Here is a 17,131-nt window from a genome sequence, read left to right on the forward strand (position 1 = left end):
GGGTAGAGGATCTCCTCCACTGCCGGGTTGAGCCGGTGGATCTCGTCGATGAACAGGACGTCGCGCTCCTCCAGGTTGGTGAGCTGCGCGGCCAGGTCCCCGGCCTTGGCGATCACCGGGCCGGAGGTCGAGCGGAAGTTCACGCCGAGTTCGCGCGCCACGATCTGGGCGAGCGTCGTCTTGCCCAGGCCCGGGGGGCCGACGAACAGCACGTGGTCCAGCGCCTGGCCGGTCTTCCGCGCCGCCTCGATGAACACCTGCATGTTCGCCCGCGCCGCACGCTGCCCGATGAACTCGGACAGGCTCAGAGGGCGGATCGTCTGATCCGGCTCGCCGGCGACCGGATCCGTGCCCGTCCGGAGCGGCGCCATCGTTCAGGCCGCCCTGGCGCGGCCCGACGCCCCCTCGAAGGGCTGGACCAGGACGCGCCGGCCCGAGAGGTCGTGCACGCTCACCCGCCACTCGGCCCAGTCGGTCCGGTTCGCCAGCGACTGCCGCACGTCGGAGGCGACCTTCCGGGCCCGATCGACCAGGCGTGCCGCGGCGCGGACCTCGGTGCCGCGGGCATCGAACACGCATTCGAGGCCGTTGGTGCAGTGGAACCGGTACTTGGCCATCCCTCGCTCCTCCTCGGCCGCCCCGTGCGGCCCGCGTCGTTTGTTCATTATATGTTCTCATTTTCGCAGGATCCAGCCCCGGCGGGGCGTCGCAGGCGCCCCCGGCGGGGCCGGGGCGTCGGAGGTTCGGTTGCGGCCGACGGGATCGGCAGGGAACACCGCGCGCCCTGCGGGCTTACCGGCCCGGACGCTTCACCATTGGACCGGGATACCGCCATGCGCGCCACGCTCCTCGCCCTCCTGCTGGCCGCCGCCCTGGGCACGCCCGGCCGCGCCGCCGAGGCGCCGGCCGAGTCCGACGCCCTCAAGCCGATGGTGAAATCGGACAGCCTCGTGTTCAACGGCATCACCCGATCCCCGGACGGCCGGCTGTTCTCCCCGTTCCAGCGGCAGAGCAAGGACACGGGCCTCGAACTCGGCGAGTGGCGGGACGGCAAGGCGGTTCCGTTCCCCGACGCGGCCTGGAACGCCTGGAAGCCGGGCGACGATCCGGCCAAGGCCTTCGTGGCGGTCAACGCCATCCGGATCGGGCCGGACGGGGACCTCTGGGTGGTCGACAAGGGCGCGCCGGGCATGGGCGCGGCGCCGCTGCCGGGCGGCCCGAAGCTCGTGCAGATCGACCTCGCCACGAACGCCGTGCGCAAGGTCTATCCGCTGCAGGCGGCGACCGGCGAGAAGAGCTTCATCGACGATTTCCGCTTCAACGGCAGCCACATCTACCTGACGGATGCCGGCCAGCCCGGGCTGATCGTCCTCGACCGCGAGACCGGCGGCCTGCGGCGGGTGCTCGACGGCCATTGGTCCACCATCGCGCAGCGCCCGCTCACCGGCCAGGGCCGGGTGCTCCGGGACGACCAGGGCAAGCTGCTCTTCATCCACGCCGACCAGCTGGAGGTCTCGCCGGACGGCAAGACCTTCTACTATCAGGCCTGCACCGGGCCGCTCTACAGCATCGAGACCCGGTATCTCGACGACGCGACCGTGAGCGACGACGAGCGCGCCAAGCACGTCAAGCTCCACGCCGCCACCGTGGCGACGGGCGGCACCGCCATCGACGCGGCGGGCACGATCTACGCGAGCGACACGGACGGCCTGCGGATCCTCAGGATCGCGCCGGACGGGACGATGAGCACCCTGGTGCAGGACCCGCGGCTCGTCTGGGTCGACGCGATGTGGATCGACGAGCAGGGCGGCCTGTGGATCCCGGCGGCGCAGATGAACCGCACGCCGGCGATGAACGGCGGCGAGGCCTCGGCGGTCAAGTTCCCGACGACGATCTACCGGATGCAGATCGACGCCAAGCCGCTGCGCAACTGAGCCCGGTATGAAGCGCCGGACGCACCGCGCGGAGAACCGGGATGCCGGTTCCCAAGTTTGACCGAAGCGGGGGCCGGGCCCCGGCGCGAGGATGGGAGGGACGGATCATGCGCAGGATTCGGACGTCGCGGCCGGCCGCCGCCTTCTTGGCGGCCGGCCTGATCGTCACGTGCGCGACGCCGACGCGGGCCGACGCCGCCCTCGTCCTTCGCGAGACCCGGCTCCACACGCCACCGGATTCCCACGAGCCGCAGCGGGCGATGGTCAACCTGCGCAACACCGGTCCGGACCTGGCGACGAACGTGACCGTCCTGTGTACCTTCACGGGGGCCGGTGGGGCGGTGCTCGACACGCAGCAGGCCTCGGTGCCGGAGGTCGTGGGCCTCGCCGACGTGCAGGCCGAGACGATCTACTACGGCTGGCCCCGCGCGAGCGGCGCCACCTGCCGCCTCGCCGAGCCGCACTGACCCGGTCCTCGCGGGCCGGCCGACGCAGCCTTGGCGGTTTCCGCGCGTTATGGTGCGTTCCCGTGGCGTCCCAGGTCCGTTTCCGGCAGAAGGCCCCCACGACCCGCCACCTCTGTCACAGCGCCAGTCCCGTGCCCGATTCACCGGCCCTCCCCGCCCCGGCGACCAGCCCCGACCGCCCCGCGCAGATCGGCCCCGTCGCGTCCGCGCGGCCGGCGGCGGAGCCCGTCGCGACGCCCGGACCCTGAGCGTGGACGCGACAGGGACCGACATGCTCCTGCGGCGCGCCCGCGCGCTGGAGGAGGAGGCCGCCGGATTGCGGGCGCGGGCGGCGACCACCGGCACCGGCGGCGCGCCGCCGATCCCCGACGGCGCCGCCCGGTTCGCCGCCATCGCCCTCGACCGCGACGGGTGCATCACCGCCTGGAACGCCGGCGCCGAGGACATCCTCGGTTGGACGGCGGAGGCGATGGGCGGCCAGCCCTTCGCGGCGCTGTTCACGCCCGAGGACCGGGCGGCGGGCCATCCCGGGGCCGCTCTGCGCAGGGCCCTGGACGAGGGCAGCGTCGCGGACGCGGACTGGCACCTGCGCGCCGTCGGCGGCCGCCGGCGGATGTCCGGCTCGGTGACGCCGCTGCGCGACGGGGCCGGTGCCCATGTCGGCTACGTGGCGGTGCTCCAGGACAGCCTGGACCTCGACACCGCCGACCGGGCGCTCCGGGAGGCCGAGGCCCGTCTGCTGCGGGCGCAGGAGGCGGGCGGGATCGGCCTGTTCACCGTGGGGGTCGACGACGGGCTCCTGCACCCGACCCCGCAATTCTGCCGGCTCTACGGCCTGCCGGAGCGCAGCACCTACCCGGCCGAGATCGTCGAGGCCCTGATCCTGCCGGAGGACCAGACCCTCGTCTCGACGGCAGCGAGCCGGCGCCGGGGCGACGCCCCGCGCGACGTCACCTACCGGATCCGGCGGCCGGATACCGGAGAGATCCGCTGGATCGCGCGGCAGGGCGAGATCGAGCGCGACGTCCACGGGCGCCCGGTGCGGTTCTCCGGGGTGGCGCGCGACATCACCGAGCAGCGGCAGGCCCGGGACGCCCTGCGCGCCGGCGAGGAGCGCTACCGGACGCTGTTCGACGCCATCGACGACGGCTTCTGCATCATCGAGTTCTTCGACGGCCCGCACGGCCCCCTGAGCGACTACGTCCACATCGAGGCCAATCCGGGCTACGAGCGCCACACCGGCATTCCCAACATCGTCGGACGGACCCTGCGCGGCCTCGTCGCGGCCGAGGACGCGGATGCGTGGCTCGACCTGTACGGCGGGGTGCTCCGCACCGGCCGCCCGATCCGGTTCGAACGCTTCTTCGCGCAGGCCGACCGCTTCATCGACGTCTCGGCGGCCCGGGTCGAGCCGCCGGGACGGCGTCAGGTCTCGGTGCTGTTCCGGGACGTCACGGCGCGCCGGCAGGCGGAGGACGCGCTGCGCGCCAGCGAGGCGCTCGCCCGCACCAACATCCAGCGCGTGCAGCTCGCCCTCGCGGCCGGCGCGATCATCGGCACGTGGTTCTGGGACCTGCCGAGCGACCGCTTCACCGTCGACGAGGCCTTCGCCCGCAGCTTCGGCCTCGATCCGGCCCTCGGCCGCGAGGGCCTGAGCCTCGCCCAGGTGGTGGAGACCGTACATCCCGACGACCGCGACGGCCTGGCCGAGGCCATCACGGCCGCGATTGCCCGGGGGGGCGCCTACGCGCACCAGTACCGGGTCCGCCGTGCCGACGGGAACTACTACTGGCTGGAGGCGAACGGCCGCGTCGACCATGCGCCGGACGGCACGCCCCTGAGCTTCCCCGGGGTCCTGATCGACGTGGACGAGCGTAAGGCCGTCGAGGCGGAGCGGGACCGGGTCACCGCGGCGCTGCGCAGCCTCAACGAGACCCTGGAGCAGCGGGTCGCCGCGCGCTCCGCCGAATTGATGCGCGCCGAGGAGGCCCTGCGCCAGTCGCAGAAGATGGAGGCGGTCGGCCAGCTCACCGGCGGGCTCGCCCACGACTTCAACAACATGCTGGCCGGGATCGTCGGCTCGCTGGAGCTGATGCAGACCCGGATGCTGCAGGGCCGGGTCGGCGACCTCGACCGCTACATCGGCGCGGCGCAGGGGGCGGCCAAGCGCGCCGCCGCCCTGACCCACCGCCTGCTGGCCTTCTCGCGCCGCCAGACCCTCGACCCGAAGCCGACGGACGTGAACCGTCTGGTCGAGGGCATGATGGACCTCGTCCGCCGCACGGTCGGCCCCGCCGTGGCGATCGAGTCGGTGGGGGCCGGCGGCCTGTGGCCGACGCTGGTCGACCCGAGCCAGCTCGAGAACGCGCTGCTCAACCTGTGCATCAACGCCCGGGACGCGATGCCGGAGGGCGGCCGCATCGTCATCGAGACGGCCAACCGCTGGCTCGACCACCGGGCTGCCCAGGAGCGCGAGCTGGAGCCGGGCCAGTACGTCACGCTCTGCGTCTCGGACAACGGCACCGGCATGACCCCCGACGTGGTCGCCAAGGCCTTCGACCCGTTCTTCACCACCAAGCCGATCGGCGAGGGCACCGGCCTCGGCCTGTCGATGATCTACGGCTTCGCCAAGCAGTCCGGCGGGCAGGTCCGGATCTACTCCGAGATCGACCAGGGCACGATGGTCTGCCTGTACCTGCCCCGCCATCTCGGCGAGGCGGAGGCCGAGGCGAGCCTGCCCGACCTCGCCCACGCCCCCCGCGCCGAGCAGGGCGAGACGGTCTTGGTGGTGGACGACGAGCCCACCGTGCGGATGCTGGTGACCGAGGTGCTCGAAGACCTCGGCTACGCGGCGATCGAGGCGGCGGACGGGGCCTCGGGCCTGAAGGTGCTCCAGTCGGACGTGCGCATCGACATGCTCATCACCGATGTCGGCCTGCCCGGGGGCATGAACGGCCGCCAGATGGCCGATGCCGGCCGCCAGCACCGTGCCGACCTGAAGGTCCTGTTCATCACCGGCTACGCGGAGAACGCCGCCCTCAACCACGGCCATCTCGGCCCCGGCATGCAGGTGATGACGAAGCCCTTCGCCCTGGAGGCGCTGGCCACCCGCATCCGCGGCATCATCGGGGGCGAGGGCTGAGATCCGGAGGCCGCGGTCGGGCGCCAGGCGGCCGCATCCTGGGCGGTGCGGTCGGGCCGGACCGGGCGGCGCCCGGCGGAACGTCGGTGCCCCCGCCGGACACGGGGTGCGGCAGGCCCGCGCGGAACGGGCGGGCGGGGTCGGGCGTCATTGCCATACCGATCCGACGCGCCCATGAGGACGGCCTCAGCGCGGTGCCCGAATTGGAGAGCGGCAGCCGCGGTTGCGCGTCAGGAATGTCGACCCGCGCCGAGGCCGGCAGCGCGAACGCGGGGCGACCGGCCGGGCCGCGCCGAACGGAGGCGACAGGGAAGCTACCGTGGACACGCAGACCATCCCGGCCGAACTCAGCACCTTCTTCGAGAAATCCCACATCGCCCTGGCGCTGGCCGCGGCGACCGACGACAACGTCCTGCTCCTGGTGAACGCGCGGTTCCACCAGCTCACCGGCTATACGGGCGCGGAGGTCGTCGGGCGCAATTGCCGCCTCCTCCAGCGCGACGCCGACAACCGGGAGGCGCGGGCCAAGATCCACGCCTTCCTGGAGAACGACCGGCAGGACTCTGTGCGCACGCCGATCTTGAATTTCCGCAAGGACGGGAAGCCCTTCGTCAATCTGCTGTACATGTCCAAACTGAAGGCGATCTCGGGCGAGGTGCGCTTTCTTTTCGCATCCCAATTCGATGTCAGCCGCTCGCAACCCGAGTTGCTTTCCGCCTACGATACCGAACTCGGCCGGACCTTGAGCCGGCTGACCCCGACGCTTGCGGAGAGTGGGCTCGTCATCGAGGGCTCGCTGATGACGATCGCCAACACGGTCGCCACGGTCGCGCAGGCCAAGCTCACGCTCGCGGATCTCGATGCACCAGGATTTCCATAACGCCCCCGGAGGCGAGGCCTCGGAGATCCTGGACGGCGCCGGGACGGTGACGGCCCCGCCCTTCGCCGGACCCGTCGTGGGAATCGGCGCCTCGGCGGGCGGACTCGAGGCCCTGCGGGAGATGCTGGCGCGCGCCCGGCCGCCGACCGGCATGGCCTTCGTCATCGTCCAGCACCTCGACCCCAACCATGAGAGCATGCTGGCACAGCTCCTCGACCGGCAGACCGAGCTGGAGGTGCTCCAGTGCGAGGGCGGGGAGCGGATCGCGGGCGACAAGGTCTACATCATCCCGCCCGGGCGGGGCCTCGTCATCCAGAACGGCGTCCTCGAACTCACCCACTTCGTCCAGCCGCGGGGCCTGCGCCGGCCGATCGACGACTTCTTCCTGTCGCTCGCGGTCGACCAGCAGGCCAACGCCGCCTGCGTGATCCTGTCGGGCACGGGGGCCGACGGCACGACCGGCCTGCGGGCCATCAAGGAGCATGGCGGCGTCTGCGTGGTGCAGCAGCCCGACACCGCCCGCTACGACGGCATGCCGCTCTCGGCGGTCGGCACCAGCCTCGTCGACTTCGTGCGGCCGCCGGGGGAGATCGTGGACTGCCTCACGAGCTTCTTCCGCCGCCGGGGCACCGACGCCGTCGACGACGAGGCCCGCCTCGTCGCCGACCACATCGACGACCTCTGCCGGGTCATCCGCGCGACGGTGGGCCACGACTTCTCCGGCTACAAGCGGACCACCCTGGTCCGGCGGGTCGAGCGGCGCATGCACGTCCTCGGGCTCGAGTCCGGCCGGGCCTATCTCGGCCGCGTCCGGGCGGACAAGACCGAGTGCGAGGCGCTGTTCCGCGACCTCCTCATCAACGTCACCCGCTTCTTCCGCGACGCCGAGCTGTTCGAGCTCCTCCGGGAGCGCGCGGTGGAGCCCCTGCTGCGCACCCGCGACCCCGAGGAGGACATCCGGGTCTGGATCCCGGGCTGCTCCAGCGGCGAGGAGGCCTACAGCATCGCCATGCTGTTCGCCGACGCCGCCCGCCGCCTCGGCCTGCCGCCGGCGGTCCAGATCTTCGCCACCGACATCGACGAGCGCATGCTCCAGATCGCCCGGGAGGCGACCTACCCGGCCGCCGCGCTCGCCGACATCCCGGCGCATCTGCGGGAGCGCTACGTCGTCCCCCATGCCGAGCGCTTCACCATCGCGGCCGAGATCCGCGACCTGATCCGCTTCTCCAGCCACAGCCTGGTCAAGGACCCGCCCTTCTCGCGGGTCGACCTCCTGTCCTGCCGCAACCTGCTGATCTATTTCGACGAGCGCCTCCAGCAATCGGTGGTGCCGCTGTTCCACTACGCGGTCCGGCCCGGGGGCTACCTGTTCCTCGGGCCCTCGGAGAGCGTCAGCCGGTTCGAGCACCTCTTCCCGGTCATCGACCAGCACGCCCGCCTGTTCGAGCGGCCGCCGGGCGCGCCGCAATACCCGATCGACCTGCCCGGGAGCGCCCGGCGCGGCGAGACCCGGCGCGGAGCGCGCGAGGAGCGCCGCGGCGAGCCCTCGATCGCCGACGAGACCGTCGCGGTGCGCCGCGTCATGGAGCGCTACGCCCCGCCCAGCATGGTGCTCAACGAGGATGGCGGCATCATCGCCGCCTACGGGCGCCTGAGCCGCTACTTCGACTTCCCGGTCACGCGGACCGGCGGCAGCAGCGCGATCACCCTGGCCCGTCCGGGCCTGCGTGACGTGATCGGGCCGCTGCTCCGCCAGACCCGGGATGCGCGCAAGCGCGTGGTCGTCCGCGACGTGGAGATCCGCTCGGAATACGGCGTGCAGCCGGTGGAGCTGATCTGCGATCCCCTGCCCGACAGCTCGATGCTGCTCGTCCTGCGCGACACCGGCGCCTTCCAGGCTGCGGACGATCTCGACCTGATCGAGATGGATGCCGGCGGCGACCACGTCGAGGCGCTGGAAGAGGAGCTGCTGCGCACGCGCTACAAGCTCCGCTCCACCGTCGAGGAGCTGGAGACGACGAACGAGGAGCTGAAGAGCTCCAACGAAGAAATGATGTCGATGAACGAGGAGCTCCAGTCGACGAACGAGGAGCTATCCACGGTCAACGACGAGCTGAAGACCAAGGTCGAGCAGCTCACCATCGCCAATGCCGACCTGCGCAACTTCTTCGAATCCACCGATCTCGCCGTGGTCGTGCTGGACCGCGCCCTGAAGGTGCGCAGCTTCACCACGGCCGCCACGGCGATCTTCCCGCTGCAGCCGGCCGACCGGGGACGTCCCCTCGCCGACGTGTCGAGCCGGCTCGCCGGCCTAGAATACCTGCATGACGCCCAGGAGGTCTGCGCCGGCGGCTCGGTGATCCAGCGGCGCGTCGCCACCCGGGATGGGGACCGGACGCTCTCCCTGCGGGTGCTGCCCTACCGCCTGCAGAACGGCAGCGTCGACGGCGCCACCCTGGTGCTCACCGACATCACCGAGGCCTTGTCCCTGGAGCGCCAGCTCGCCGCGGAGCGGGAGCGGCTGGAACTGGCCGTGAAGGCCGGAGGCATCGGCGTCTGGGAATACAGCCCCGATGCCGGGACCGTCGTGGTCGACAGCACCGCCGGCACGATCTTCGGCCTGACTCCCGACACGCCGCACCCCACCGCCGCCCTGGCGGCCAGCGTGCTGCCCGAGGACCGTCCCGGCTTCGAGGCGGCTCTCGCCGAAGCGGCGCACGGCCTGGACGAGTTCGAGGCGCGCATCCGCGTGCGCGCCGCCGATCACGCGCTGCGGCACATCCGCAGCTACGGGCGCCTGACCCGGAGCGGCGATCGGAAGCGGATCGTCGGCGTCTGCATCGACGTCTCGCCCGAATACGCGCTCGCCGAGACCCGCGACCTGATGCTGCGGGAGATGAACCACCGGGTGAAGAACCTGTTCGCGATCATCGGCGGCATGATCTCGGCGGGGGCCCGCACGCACCGGGAGATCGGCGTCTTCGCCACCGACATGCGCGACCGCATCTCGGCCCTCGGGCGGGCACATTCCCTGGCCGATCCCTCCGACGGCCAGGGCATGAGCGACCTCGCGGGCCTGATCGGCGCGACCCTGCGCCCGTACCGCGACCACGTCCCCACGGTGATCGAGGGGCCCCTCGTGGCGATCAACTGGCGGCACGTCTCGTCGCTGGCGATGATCCTGCACGAATGGGCGACGAACTCGGTGAAATACGGCGCGCTCGGGTCCGACGACGGCGCGCTGTCCGTCACCTGGGACCGCCAGGAAGAGGGGCTCGTCCTCGAATGGTGCGAGCGCATGGCCCGCGTGGCCGAACCGCGGCCGGGCCGGGGCTTCGGGACCCTGCTGGTGGAGATGTCCCTGCGCCAGCTCGAAGCGACCGTGACGCGCAGCCACGACGCGTCCGCCTACCGGATCACCCTGCACCTGCCGGAACTGGCGCTGACGCGGGGGTGAGGCGCGAGCCGATCCCTCCGCTACCGGCCGCACGCTCGCGGCGGCCCGTCGGATCCATCCATCCGTGTCGGCAACGCGGCTTCAGGACCGGGCGCGGGTCCCCTCGCCCGTGCGGGAGAGGGACAGGGTGAGGGGTGCGGCCTTACCGAGAAAGTCTCGACCTCGGCTGACCGGCGACGGGGCGCTCGATCCTGATCCTTCTCGTCCCTCACCCCAGCCCTCTCCCGCTCGGGAGAGGGGGTCCGTCGCGCCTCGTCTCCAGCGCCCGTGCCCATGCCCGCGCGATCTCTCGTCCTCTCGTCTCGGGCCGCGCCCTGCAGACGCGAAACGGCCCGCCGCGGCGATGCCGGACGGGCCGTCCTGCCTGATGGAGCGCCGGGATCCCAGCGCCCCTCCGATCAGTCGATGACCTCGACGATGCGGTGGCCGCGATCGACCAGGACGGGCTGGTCGTTCACGATGGTGTAGCGGTAGCCCGGACGCACCCGGTACTCGTCGGGCACGTCGTAGTAGGTCACGCTGTCCTCCGGCAGCACGGTGCCGACCCGGACCGGGCCGCCCCAGCTGTAGGAGCGCACGCCGCGGTCGCGGACGTAGCTGCGGAACCGGGGACGGTCGTCGACACCGAGGATGCCGCCCACCGTGCCGGTGGCCGCGCCCACGGCGCCGCCGACGATGCCGCCGACCGGGCCGGCCGCATCGGCGCCGACCGCCGCACCCTCGGCCGCGCCCCGCAGGGTGCCCTGCGCCTGGGCGGCCACCGGGAGGGCGAGGAGGCCGGCGGTCGCCAGCGACAGAAGAAGCTTGTTGGTCATGCTGAGATCTCCAGGCTCGTCAGGGCGTTACGGGCCGCGGAGGCTCAGTTGCAGCCTTCCTTGTGGACGGTCTTGGAGTTGCCCATGCCGTCCTCCTTGTGGACGGTCTTGGAACCGCAATCGACGGTGCCGGTGGTGACCTCGCGCTTCTCGACGACGGTGTCGCGGTGGTCGACGACGGCGGGCCCGTCGCGGCGGATGACCGTGGTCTCCTCGGCGCTCGCCGCGCCGCACAGGGCCGCGAACAGGGCACCCGAGAGAATGATGTTGCGCATTGGTAGCCTCCTGGTTTCAATCGAACCCAGCAACGGCAACCGCGGAAAAAGGGTTCCACACGCATCGCTCTGTACAGCGCGCGGATATTTGCGATGAGACGCGGTATTGGTTGCGTGCAATCGATCGCAACGGGCCGGTTCAGCTGCGCAGGACCGGCGCGCCGCGTCAGCCGGCCAGGGGCGGCACCCGGCGCCACCAATCGTGCGCCCGCTCGTACTGGTGCGCCACGCGCAGGATCTCGGCTTCGGCGAAGGGCCGGCCGGCGATCTGGAGGCTGATCGGCAGGCCGCGCCGGTCGAAGCCGCAGGGCAGCGCGATCGCGGGCAGGCCCGTGAGGTTGAACGGGTAGGTCAGCCGCCAGGAGGCCGCCAGCACGCTCTCCGCGCGCCCGCCGAGCGACACCGCGGACTCGTCCGTCCGCCACGCGGTCAAGGGCGAGGCCGGGCCGACGATCACGTCGGCCTCCGCCAGGACGGCGGCCATCTCGTCCATGATCAGGGCCCGCACCTGCTCGGCGCGCAGGTAGTCCGGCCCGGTCACGAGCCGGCCCATCTCCACGAGGTCGCGGACGTCGGCGGCGAAGCCCGCCACGTGGCCCTGGGCGAGGCTGCGGTCGTGATAGGCGGTCGAGGAGGCGAGCTCGATGGCGTAGATGGCCCCGAGGCCGTGGCGCAGGGACGGCACCGCGACGTCGCGGACCGTGCAGCCCCGGTCGGCGAGGAAGCGGAGCGCCCCCTCGATTGCGACAGCGACGTCCTCGTCGACCGCGTCGAAGAAGTGGTTGCGGATCACCGCGACGCGCAGGCCCCGGATCGGCCGGTCCAGCCCGGCCGTGTAGTCGGGGACCGGCGCCGCGCTGGCGGCGGGATCGCCGGCATCCGGGCCGGCGAGCGCCTGCAGCATCAGGGCGGAATCGGCCACCGTCAGGGTCAGCGGCCCGGCATGGTCGAGGGACCAGGAATGCGGGACGATCCCCGACCGGCCGACCCGGCCGTAGGTCGGCTTGAGGCCGACGACCCCGCACAGGGCGGCCGGGATCCGGATCGAGCCGCCCGTGTCCGAGCCGAGGGCGGCCGGGCAGAGGCGGGCCGCGACCGCGGCGCCGGAGCCGCCGCTAGAGCCGCCGGGCACCCGGTCGAGGTTCCAGGGATTGCGGGTCGGCGGCGTGACCATGCCCCAGGCGAATTCGTGCATGCGCAGCTTGCCGAGGATCACCGCGCCGGCCGCCCGCAGCCGCGCCACCGCGTGGCTGTCGGCCGCCGGGAAGGTCAGGGCCTCCACGGCGGTACCCGCCCGGGTCGGCATGTCGGCCGTGGTGTAGTTGTCCTTGATGGCGATCGGGATGCCGTGCAGCGGGCCCCGCGGGCCGGACCGGGCGATCTCGGAATCGGCCGCGCGCGCGGCGTCGAGGGCCGCGGACGAGAGGTGGACGAAGCTGTTCAGGGCGCCGTCGAGGCGCGCGATCCGGTCGAGGCTGGCGCCGACGAGGTCGGCGCTCGACAGCTCCCGCGCCGCGATCCGCCGCGCGAGCTCGGTGATCGGCAACGGCCAGAGGGCGTCAGTCACGGCGGTCGTCATGGGGCCCCCGGCGGTACGGCAAGGTCGGATCGAAGACGACCGGCGGATGGATGTCCGCAAGGTCGAGGTCGCGGAGCCGGGCGATCTCGGCGAGCACCGGCGCGAACTGCGTCAGCAGGTGCGCGACCCGCCCGGGCTCCTGGCGCAGGCCGATGACGTCGCGCAGGAGATCGGGCGCATCGGCGGGCCCGCCATCGGCCGCAGCGCCCGGCCGCTCGGCGGGCGCTTTCAGGAGCATCGCCACGACGTCGTCCGGCAGGGCGCCGGCCGGGCCGTCCTTCCGGGGCATGCCGGCCACGAACGGCACGAGCTGCCGCCGGGCGATGGCCAGGACGCGGCGCAGCTCGGCGACGGGCTCGGCGTGCTCGTCGACCCGCAGGTCGAGGAGCGGGTAATCCTCGCCGGCGACGATCCTGAGGGCCGCCGATTGCTTGCCGCGCTTGTCGCCGCCGGCCGCATCGCCGGCCTCCAGCGCCCGCATGAGCCGCTCGTCGAGGTCGCAGGCGGCGCTCCCCGCGAAGGCCTCCGCCATGGCGTCGATCACGTCGGTCCCGGCGAGCATGTTGCCCTGCACGGCGTAGCCGGCCCCGGTGCGGTGTCCGGCGGCGTCCGTGCAGCCGGCGCCGGTCCAGGCCGCGCCGGTCCCGCGCGCATCGACGAGGCCGAGCTGGCGCAGGTCCGGCCGGTCGTCGGTGGCGAGCGCCGCCGCCAGGGCGGCGTCGGGGCCCTGCCCGCCGGCCAGCCCGTCGAGGATGCGGGCGGCGAGGTAGGGGTTCACCCAGGACTGGGTGGTGACGGCCCCGATCCCGGCGCGGATGTAGGGGCAGAGCCCGCCCACCGCCGGGACGGCGCTCGCCACCGCGACGCCGAGCTGCCCGGTCCGCGGGCAGCGGGCGGCGATCGAGAAGGTGTTGAGTTCGCTCATGGCTCACACCGCCAGATGGCCGATGACACGCGCCTGCGCGTCCGGCGCCCTGGCGGGGCCGCTGTCGACGATCTCGCCGAGCTTGAGGACGGCGTAGCGGTCGGCCAGCGCCAGCGCGAAGGCGACGTGCTGCTCCACCACCAGCATGGACACGCCCGCCGCCCGCTCGGCATCGAGCACGCCGCGCAGGCGCTCCACCATGGAGGGCTGCACGCCCTCGGAGATCTCGTCGATGAGGAGCAGGCGCGGGCGCAGCATCAGGGCGCGCCCGAGGATCAGCATCTTCTGCTCGCCCCCCGAGAGGGTGCCGGCCCGCTGGGCCAGCCGGTCCTTCAGGAACGGGAAATGACCGAACAGCCGCTCCAGCGCCTCCGGCAGCATCCGGTCGGAGGGGACCGCGAGGCGCAGGTTGTCGCGGATCGACAGGTCCTGGAACAGGGGCTGCTCCTGCGGCGCGTAGCCGACGCCGAGCGCCACGAGCCGGGCGGGCGACAGGCCGGCGAGCGCCTGTCCCCCGACGGTGATCGCGCCGCCCCGCAGGGCGACCATGCCCAGGATGGACTTGAGCAGCGTGGTCTTGCCCATGCCGTTCTTGCCCAACAGCGCCACGATCTCCCCCGGCGCCACCGACAGGGACACGCCCTTCACGATCGAGACCGCTCCGTAGCCGCTCGACACCCCCTCCAGGGCCAGGGCGGCGCCCGCCGGCTCGCTCCGCCGCACTGCCTCAGCCGCTGCCTCACCCGCTGCCTCAGCCATGGGCACCTCCCGAATAGATGGTCCGGACCAGCTCGGAGCCGACGACGTCCTCCACCGTGCCGTCGAGAACGAGGCGGCCCTGGTGCAGCACCACGATCCGCGAGGAGATCTCGCGCACGAAGTCGAGGTCGTGCTCGACCAGCACGGCGGCGATCCTTCCCCCGGCGGTGAGCGCCTTGAGCACGGTCCCGATGGTGGTGCGCTCGGCCTTGGTCAGGCCGGCGGTGGGCTCGTCCAGCAGGATCAGCCGCGGCTCCAGCGCCACCACCATGGCGAGTTCGAGCGCCTGCTTCTGGCCGTGGGACAGGAGGCGGGTCGGCCGGGTCAGCAGGCGGTCGAGGCCGGTCATGCGCAGGACGTCGAGGGCCGCCTGCGGCAGGCCCAGCGTCTCCGCCTGCCCGACCGGGCTCAGGCCGTCATGGGATGCCCGGGCGAGCCGGAGGCAATCGGCCACCGACAGGCTCTCGAACACGCTCGCCACCTGGAACTTGCGCCCGACCCCGAGGCCGACGATGCGGTTCGGCGTCAGCCCGGTGATCGGGGTGCCGCCGATGGCGATCGCCCCCGTGAAGGGCTCGGTGCCGTCGCTGAGGCAGCGCATCAGCGTGGTCTTGCCGGCGCCGTTGGGCCCGACGAGGCTGACGAGTTCGCCCGCCCGGATCTCCAGGTCGATGCCCTCCAGCACCGTCAGGGCACCGTAGGCCTTGGCGAGGTTCTCGACCGTGAGGATGGGGGTCGCGGAGGCGGCCGCATCCGGATCGGCCGCCCGCGCGACGAGGCGCGGCGGCGCGGGTTCCCGCCGGCCCGCCGGCAGCGCCCGCCAGAGGCGGCCGACGAGGTCGGCGAGGCCGCCCGGCAGCAGGATGATGATGGCCACGAAGGCCGTGCCCAGGAGGAGCTGCCAGAGGAACGGCAGGTCGCCGGACAGGTTCGCCGCGAGGTAGTCGATGGCGATGGTGCCGAGCACCGGGCCGAGCAGCGTGCCGCGGCCGCCGAGCGCCACCCAGATCACCAGCTCGGTGCCGAACAGGAAGCCGGCATTCTCGGGCGCGACCACGCCCGAGGCGTTGGCGAACAGGAAGCCCGCGATCCCCGCGACGGCGGCCAGAGCCGCGGTCAGCCGGATCTGCAGGCGCCGCGGGTTGAGGCCGAGATAGGCGCAGCGCGCCTCGTTGTCCCGCAGCGCCACGAGGGCGCGGCCCGCATCGGCCCGGACCAGGATCCAGGCCGCCAGGGTGACGACGATCAGGAACAGGGCCGCGAGGCGGAAATAGCCCTCGCTCTCGAAGGGCAGCACGTCGAATCCGACGAGGCCGCTGCTGGAGCCGGTCCATTCGCCGCCCGCGTAGATCAGCTGCACCACGACGATCGGGACGACCAGCGAGATCACCGAGGCGTAGAGCGGGGTCGAGCGGTGGTAGAAGGACAGCCAGCCCACCGCGAGGCCGAGCAGGGCCGGCGCGACGAGCGCCGCCGCGACCGCCGCGGCGATCCCCAGGGGCGTCGCCCCGTAGGCGGTGAGGATCATCGCGGTCGCGTAGGCGCCGACGCCGAAGAAGGCCGCCTGCCCGAAGGTCAGGATCCCCGCGAAGCCCCAGAGCAGGTCCACCGTGACGGCTAGCACCGCGTAGATCATCGACCGGGTCAGGACGTTGACCGCGAAGGTGTCGAGGACGAGCGGCGCGATCCAGAGGGCGAGCGCCGCCAGGATTGCGACCACGACGGGCGCCGCGCGGGACAGGCGCCGCCGGCGGGGGGCCGCGGCGGCGCGCTCGGTGACGGGCAGGGTCTCAAGCACGGGAGAAACCTTTCGGGCTGATCCGCAGCACGAGGGCGGCGAGCACCGCGATGGCGATGCTGCCGAGGATCGGGCTCACGAAGGTGCTGATCAGGACCTGCGCGGCCCCGAAGACGAGGCAGGCCGCCGCGAGCGCCAGGTACGAGGCGTCGGCGACCATCACCAGCATGAAGGCGCCGATCAGCCAAGCGACGCCCATGTTCGGATCGACGCTGGTGAGCGGCGTCAGCAAGACGCCGGCGAGCGCCGCGAACCCCGCGCCGATCATGAACACGACGAGGCGCACGCGCCCCGTGTCGATGCCGAGGCTGCGCGCCAGGGTCTCGTTCATGATCACCGCCCGGGCCGAGAGCCCGAGCCGGGTCCGCTCGATCGTCAGCGCGAACAGGGTGCCGATCGCCAGCGCGATGCCCAGAGCCACGAGGCGGTAGGCGGAATAGTCGACGCCGAGGATCTCGACGGTGCCCGCCAGCAGGTTCGGGGTGAGCTGGACGTCCCGGCCGAAGGCCAGGGTGATGAGCTGCCCGACCACGATGCCGAGCCCCCAGGTGGCCAGGATCGCGTCGAGCGGCCGCCGGTAGAGCGGGCGGATGATGAAGTGCTCGGCGAGACCGCCGAGCGCCGCGCCGACCGCGAAGGCCAGCGGCAGCGCCAGCCAGGGATTGAGCCCGAGCTTGGCGGTCACCACCGCGCAATAGGCGCCGACCGTCAGCCACGCCCCGTGGGCGAAGTTGATGATCTTGAGCACGCCGAAGATCGCCAGGAGGCCGATCGAGACGATGAACAGGATCGCCGCGGTGGTCAGGATGTCGAGGGTGAGCAGCATCGGGGAGTTCCGGTTGAAGGACCGTCATCACGAGGCGAAAGCGGCAGAGGCCCGGCGCAATGAGCGCCCCTGTGCGGGCCTGCCGATCCACGCATCTGCTTTGGCAACGCGGATTCAGGATCGGGCGCGGGTCCCCTCTCCCGCGCGGGAGAGGGACAGGGTGAGGGATGCGGCCTCTCCGAGAGAGTCTCGACCTTGACCGCGCGGCGATGGGGCGCGCGATCCCGAAACCTCCGATCCCTCACCCCAACCCTCTCCCGCACGGGAGAGGGGG

14 protein-coding genes are annotated in these 17,131 nt (G+C 72.5%); 5 read left to right on the forward strand and 9 right to left on the reverse strand.

The window, feature by feature from the left end; translation table 11 throughout:
• Positions 1-371 (reverse strand): AAA family ATPase (locus BM396_RS29475; protein WP_244538996.1); only part of this gene is annotated, 371 nt, incomplete at its 3' end.
• A gap of 3 nt (positions 372-374) precedes the next feature.
• Positions 375-617 carry a DUF6894 family protein gene (locus BM396_RS29480; protein ID WP_043387267.1) on the reverse strand — a complete coding sequence of 81 codons (243 nt, stop codon included), beginning with the start codon at positions 615-617 and terminating at the stop codon, positions 375-377.
• 216 nt (positions 618-833) lie between these two features.
• Here BM396_RS29480 and BM396_RS29485 point away from each other — a divergent pair, with 216 nt between their 5' ends.
• The 5 genes from BM396_RS29485 (at position 834) to BM396_RS29505 (ending at position 9,880) form a co-directional block, all read left to right on the forward strand.
• Entirely contained in the window at positions 834-1,934 is a 1,101-nt protein-coding gene (locus BM396_RS29485) for an SMP-30/gluconolactonase/LRE family protein (protein ID WP_043387269.1), read from the forward strand.
• A 107-nt stretch (positions 1,935-2,041) separates the two neighbouring features.
• Entirely contained in the window at positions 2,042-2,401 is a 360-nt protein-coding gene (locus tag BM396_RS29490; RefSeq protein WP_043351061.1) for a hypothetical protein, read from the forward strand.
• A 250-nt stretch (positions 2,402-2,651) separates the two neighbouring features.
• Positions 2,652-5,543, forward strand: a complete 2,892-nt coding sequence (locus tag BM396_RS29495) for a hybrid sensor histidine kinase/response regulator (protein WP_199807262.1) — start codon at positions 2,652-2,654, stop codon at positions 5,541-5,543.
• A gap of 319 nt (positions 5,544-5,862) precedes the next feature.
• A complete protein-coding gene (locus BM396_RS29500; protein ID WP_043387271.1) occupies positions 5,863-6,423 on the forward strand; it encodes a PAS domain-containing protein in 561 nt (186 codons plus the stop codon).
• A complete protein-coding gene (locus BM396_RS29505; RefSeq protein ID WP_043387273.1) occupies positions 6,404-9,880 on the forward strand; it encodes a CheR family methyltransferase in 3,477 nt (1,158 codons plus the stop codon). Before BM396_RS29500 ends, BM396_RS29505 begins: the two co-directional genes overlap by 20 nt.
• A gap of 398 nt (positions 9,881-10,278) precedes the next feature.
• On the opposite strand, the gene BM396_RS29515 is transcribed toward BM396_RS29505, so the two are convergent.
• The 7 genes from BM396_RS29515 to BM396_RS29545 all read right to left on the reverse strand — a co-directional run bounded on the left by BM396_RS29515 (position 10,279) and on the right by BM396_RS29545 (position 16,857).
• Positions 10,279-10,695: a DUF1236 domain-containing protein gene (locus BM396_RS29515; RefSeq protein ID WP_043387275.1), complete on the reverse strand. Its 417-nt coding sequence runs from the start codon at positions 10,693-10,695 to the stop codon at positions 10,279-10,281.
• Positions 10,696-10,739: 44 nt separating this feature from the next.
• Positions 10,740-10,970, reverse strand: coding sequence for a hypothetical protein (locus BM396_RS29520; RefSeq protein ID WP_043358016.1), 231 nt, complete (start codon positions 10,968-10,970; stop codon positions 10,740-10,742).
• Between the two features lie 166 nt (positions 10,971-11,136).
• Positions 11,137-12,537 carry an amidase gene (locus BM396_RS29525; protein ID WP_244538997.1) on the reverse strand — a complete coding sequence of 467 codons (1,401 nt, stop codon included), beginning with the start codon at positions 12,535-12,537 and terminating at the stop codon, positions 11,137-11,139.
• Positions 12,530-13,474 carry a DUF1028 domain-containing protein gene (locus BM396_RS29530; RefSeq protein WP_043387279.1) on the reverse strand — a complete coding sequence of 315 codons (945 nt, stop codon included), beginning with the start codon at positions 13,472-13,474 and terminating at the stop codon, positions 12,530-12,532. The genes BM396_RS29525 and BM396_RS29530 overlap by 8 nt, the downstream gene beginning before the upstream one ends.
• Before the next feature lie 3 nt (positions 13,475-13,477).
• Positions 13,478-14,233: an ABC transporter ATP-binding protein gene (locus BM396_RS29535; protein ID WP_051976239.1), complete on the reverse strand. Its 756-nt coding sequence runs from the start codon at positions 14,231-14,233 to the stop codon at positions 13,478-13,480.
• A complete protein-coding gene (locus BM396_RS29540; protein ID WP_043387284.1) occupies positions 14,226-16,031 on the reverse strand; it encodes a branched-chain amino acid ABC transporter ATP-binding protein/permease in 1,806 nt (601 codons plus the stop codon). The genes BM396_RS29535 and BM396_RS29540 overlap by 8 nt, the downstream gene beginning before the upstream one ends.
• Positions 16,024-16,857: a branched-chain amino acid ABC transporter permease gene (locus BM396_RS29545; protein ID WP_043387286.1), complete on the reverse strand. Its 834-nt coding sequence runs from the start codon at positions 16,855-16,857 to the stop codon at positions 16,024-16,026. The genes BM396_RS29540 and BM396_RS29545 overlap by 8 nt, the downstream gene beginning before the upstream one ends.
• Positions 16,858-17,131: the final 274 nt, after the last annotated feature.

Source organism: Methylobacterium sp. UNCCL125, assembly GCF_900116795.1.
Taxonomy (GTDB): Bacteria; Pseudomonadota; Alphaproteobacteria; order Rhizobiales; family Beijerinckiaceae; genus Methylobacterium; species Methylobacterium fujisawaense.

Excerpts from the sequence above, each read along its gene's own strand:
- BM396_RS29480 (WP_043387267.1), bottom strand. The coding sequence starts at position 617 with ATGGCCAAGTACCGGTTCCACTGCACCAACGGCCTCGAATGCGTGTTC.
- BM396_RS29485 (WP_043387269.1), top strand. The coding sequence starts at position 834 with ATGCGCGCCACGCTCCTCGCCCTCCTGCTGGCCGCCGCCCTGGGCACG.
- BM396_RS29490 (WP_043351061.1), top strand. The coding sequence starts at position 2,042 with ATGCGCAGGATTCGGACGTCGCGGCCGGCCGCCGCCTTCTTGGCGGCC.
- BM396_RS29505 (WP_043387273.1), top strand. The coding sequence starts at position 6,404 with ATGCACCAGGATTTCCATAACGCCCCCGGAGGCGAGGCCTCGGAGATC.
- BM396_RS29515 (WP_043387275.1), bottom strand. The coding sequence starts at position 10,695 with ATGACCAACAAGCTTCTTCTGTCGCTGGCGACCGCCGGCCTCCTCGCC.
- BM396_RS29520 (WP_043358016.1), bottom strand. The coding sequence starts at position 10,970 with ATGCGCAACATCATTCTCTCGGGTGCCCTGTTCGCGGCCCTGTGCGGC.
- BM396_RS29530 (WP_043387279.1), bottom strand. The coding sequence starts at position 13,474 with ATGAGCGAACTCAACACCTTCTCGATCGCCGCCCGCTGCCCGCGGACC.
- BM396_RS29535 (WP_051976239.1), bottom strand. The coding sequence starts at position 14,233 with ATGGCTGAGGCAGCGGGTGAGGCAGCGGCTGAGGCAGTGCGGCGGAGC.
- BM396_RS29545 (WP_043387286.1), bottom strand. The coding sequence starts at position 16,857 with ATGCTGCTCACCCTCGACATCCTGACCACCGCGGCGATCCTGTTCATC.